At 76.0% G+C, this 3,520-nt stretch carries 3 protein-coding genes; 2 read left to right on the forward strand and 1 reads right to left on the reverse strand.

The window, feature by feature from the left end; translation table 11 throughout:
* Positions 1 to 94 precede the first annotated feature (94 nt).
* Positions 95 to 1,213: a carbohydrate kinase family protein gene (locus tag HCN52_RS02635; RefSeq protein WP_168086703.1), complete on the reverse strand. Its 1,119-nt coding sequence runs from the start codon at positions 1,211 to 1,213 to the stop codon at positions 95 to 97.
* Between the two features lie 68 nt (positions 1,214 to 1,281).
* Here HCN52_RS02635 and HCN52_RS02640 point away from each other — a divergent pair, with 68 nt between their 5' ends.
* A complete protein-coding gene (locus HCN52_RS02640) occupies positions 1,282 to 2,586 on the forward strand; it encodes a 6-phospho-beta-glucosidase (RefSeq protein WP_168086704.1) in 1,305 nt (434 codons plus the stop codon).
* 557 nt (positions 2,587 to 3,143) lie between these two features.
* A complete protein-coding gene (locus HCN52_RS02645; protein ID WP_209314076.1) occupies positions 3,144 to 3,434 on the forward strand; it encodes a hypothetical protein in 291 nt (96 codons plus the stop codon).
* Positions 3,435 to 3,520: the final 86 nt, after the last annotated feature.

The raw sequence follows: 3,520 nt of genomic DNA on the forward strand, positions 1-3,520 counted from the left end.
CCCCCCCCCCCCCCCCCCACCGCACTGCTCACCGCACTGCTCGCGGGGTGCCCGTGCGGGCCGCCCGTCGCGGCCGCGTGTCCGCGGCGCGGGCTCAGCCGCGGGAGCGGAAGCCGAGGGTGGGGGCGGCACGCCGGCGGGCCTCGGCGGCGGCGTGGGTGCCGGGCGCGGGGCAGCGGAGCGCCGCGATCACGTCGTCGAGGAAGGCGTGGTCCGGGGCGGCGGCGCGGTCCCCCGCCAGCACCTGCCGGCGCCATGCGGCGACCTCGGGCCAGCCGGGCGCCGAGAGCGAGCCGCCGAACTCCTGCACCGACAGCGAGGCGGTGAGCCCGGCGAACGCCAGCCGGTCCGCCAGCGGCCATCCCGCGAGGGAGCCGGTGACGAACCCGGCGACGAAGACGTCCCCGGCGCCGGTGGTGTCCAGTGCCTCGACGGGCACCGCGGGGACCTCCGCCGTCTCGCCGGTGCGGCCGTCCGCCGCGTAGGCGCCGCCGGCGCCCATCGTCACCACGACCAGCGGGACGGTCTCCGCCAGCAGCCGGGCCGCGCGGCGCGGGCAGTCGGTGCGGGCGTAGCGCATCGCCTCGTCCGCGTTGGGGAGGAAGGCCTCGCAGTGGGCGAGCTCGGGGAGGGCGGCCAGCTCCCACCGGCCGGACTCGTCCCAGCCGACGTCGGCGAAGAGAAGGGTGCCCTGGCGGGCCGCGGCGGCGGTCCACGGCTGGGGCCGGCCGGGCTCCAGGCAGGTGACGGCGGACCGGGCAGGCGGCGGCGGCCCGTGGGGCGGTTCGGGCAGCGGGGCCTGGTGGCCGTGGGAGACCATCGTCCGTTCGCCCTCGTAGGCCATGGAGACGGTGACGGGGGAGTGCCAGCCGGGTACGGTGCGCGACAGCGAGAGGTCGATGCCCTCGCCCTCGCGGAGGGTCTCCCAGCAGTACTCGCCGTACTTGTCGTCGCCGAACGCGGCGGCCAGGGAGGTCCGCAGGCCGAGGCGGGCGAGGGCGGTGGCCATGTTGGCGATGCCGCCGGGGCTGGAGCCCATGCCGCGCGCCCACGACTCGGTGCCGCGCACGGGGGCGCCGTCGAGGCCGGTGAAGACGATGTCGAGGAAGACCGTTCCCGTGAGGTAGACGTCGCAGGTGACGTCACCCGGCCGGCGCAGGGCAGCCAGGGGGTCCTGCGCCGGGCACCGCTCGCCGCCGATGGGGTCGTGCATCTGGGTCCTCCCTGTCGGCCGCCGTCGGCCTGACCGTCGTGACGTGGCGTCTACGGTACGTTCCGGGCATGAGGCTTACGATCATCGGCGGCGGCGGCTTCCGTGTCCCTCTCGTCCATCGGGCGCTGCTCGGCGCCCCTCCCGGCGGCGGGGTCGCCGAGGTGGTGCTGTACGACACGGACCCGGCCCGGGCCGCGGTGATCGCGGCCGTGCTGCGGCAGCAGGGCGACGGTCCGGCGGTGACGGTCGCCGGCGATCTGGACGAGGCGCTGCGCGGTACGGACGTCGTCTTCTCCGCGATGCGGGTGGGCGGCACGGCGGGCCGGGCCAGGGACGAGCGGCTCGCGCTGGCCGAGGGGGTGCTCGGCCAGGAGACGGTGGGCGCGGGCGGGGTGCTGTACGGGCTGCGGACGGTGCCGGTCGCGGTGCGGCTGGCCGAGCGGATCCGCGAGGTGGCACCCGAGGCATGGGTCATCAACTTCACCAACCCGGCGGGGATGGTCACGGAGGCGATGTCCGGGGTGCTCGGGCCCCGGGTCATCGGGATCTGCGACTCACCGGTGGGGCTGGTCCGCCGCGCGGCACGGGCGGTGGGAGTGGACCCGGCCCGCGCCGAGTTCGACTATCTGGGCCTCAACCACCTGGGCTGGTTGCGGTCGTTGACGTACCGGGGGCGGGACCTGCTGCCGGGGCTGCTCGCCGACGACACGGCGTTGGCGTCGTTCGAGGAGGGGCGGCTGTTCGGCGCGCGGTGGCTGCGGGCGCTCGGGTCGCTGCCCAACGAGTACCTCCACTACTACTACTTCCGCCGCGAGGCGCTGGAGCAGGCGTGGGAGGCGACGGAGACGCGCGGTGAGTTCCTGGACCGCCAGCAGTCGGCGTTCTTCGCCCGTGCCGCCGCGGAGCCGGAGCGCGCGGCGGCGCTGTGGGACGTGACGCGGATGGAGCGGGAGCGCACCTATCTGGCGGAGGCCCGCGAGGCGGGCGGCGGCGGGGAGCGCGACCCGCGGGACCTGGAGGGCGGCGGGTACGAGCAGGTGGCGTTGGATCTGATGCACGCGCTGTCGGGCGAGCGTCCGGCCCGGTTGATCCTCAACGTGCCCAACGCGGGGACGGTGACGGCGCTGGACGACGCGGCGGTGGTGGAGACGGTCTGCGAGGTGGACGCGGCCGGTCCGCGGCCGCTGCCGGCGGTGCCGCCGGGCGACGGTGAACTGGGTCTCATGCTCCAGGTGAAGGCGGTGGAGCGGGCGACGATCCGGGCGGCCCTCACCGGCTCGTACGACGCGGCGCTGCGGGCGCTGACGCTGCATCCGCTGGTCGACTCCCCGGCTGTCGCCAACCGGCTGCTGCTGCGGCGGCTCGGAGACTGAGCGTGGCGCTCCGGGTGCCGGCCGTGGCGGGGGGTGCCGCCGGGCGGGCGGCCTCCCGGCGGATTCCGGCCAGCCTCACCGGTGCGGCACGCCGGGGCGGACGGGCCGTCGCGGCGGTGGGCCCGGCGGTGGGGCCGGCGGTGGGCGGCCGGGTTCCGGGGGCGGTGCCCCGGTCGCCGCGGGCCTCGGGCTGACGTCACCCGGTCGGGTGAGGAGTGCCGTCCGCGGGCTCGCCCCGGAGGGGGACGGCGGGGCGCGCGGTGGACGCCTGCGTCCGGTCGCGGCGGTGCGTGGCGGGTGGCGGTGCGTGGCGCGGGGCCCGGGTCGCCACGGGAGCCGTCGCCCTGCTCATTGCTCGTCCGCCCCGCTGCGCGTTCCGGCCCCGCGCCGTCGAACGCTCCGAGGGGTCGGCGTCGGGAGCGGTCAACTTCGGCGCCCGGTCGGGGTGGTGCGGCGTCGAGTCGCCCCGATAGGGGGTGGTGCCGCACAACTGGCGTAAATGTGGCCTGCATCACGCTGATCTGTTTGTGATCGGCCGTACCGGTAAGGCGGTTGTCATGGTCACACGTAGTCGAGGAAACCCGGTCGCGTTCATCGTGGCGCTGCTCGCGAACCTGGCAGCCGTCATCATCGTGCTGTGGATTCTGCTCTTCATGCTGGGGGCCAACCGTGACAACACGGTGGTGGACTTCGTGCACGACGCAGCTTCATGGCTGGCCTCCTGGTCGCGGGACATGTTCAACGTCTCGCCGGACTGGTGGCACGTCCTGCTGAACTACGGCATCGCCGCCGTGGTCTACGCGGCCATCGGCAACCTGGCGGCGGGCGCGCTGCGCCGCCGCTGGTAGGGCGCCGGCCTCGGGGCCGGCGGTGAGGAGGAGTACCACGGGCCGCCGGGACGCGCCGCCACGAGGATGTGGCGGCCCGTCCCGGC

This window comes from Streptomyces bohaiensis (assembly GCF_012033785.1).
Classification (GTDB): Bacteria; Actinomycetota; Actinomycetes; order Streptomycetales; family Streptomycetaceae; genus Streptomyces; species Streptomyces bohaiensis.

Bases quoted from the DNA above. Each gene is read 5' to 3' on its own strand.
- HCN52_RS02635 (WP_168086703.1), bottom strand. From the start codon at position 1,213: ATGCACGACCCCATCGGCGGCGAGCGGTGCCCGGCGCAGGACCCCCTG.
- HCN52_RS02640 (WP_168086704.1), top strand. From the start codon at position 1,282: ATGAGGCTTACGATCATCGGCGGCGGCGGCTTCCGTGTCCCTCTCGTC.
- HCN52_RS02645 (WP_209314076.1), top strand. From the start codon at position 3,144: ATGGTCACACGTAGTCGAGGAAACCCGGTCGCGTTCATCGTGGCGCTG.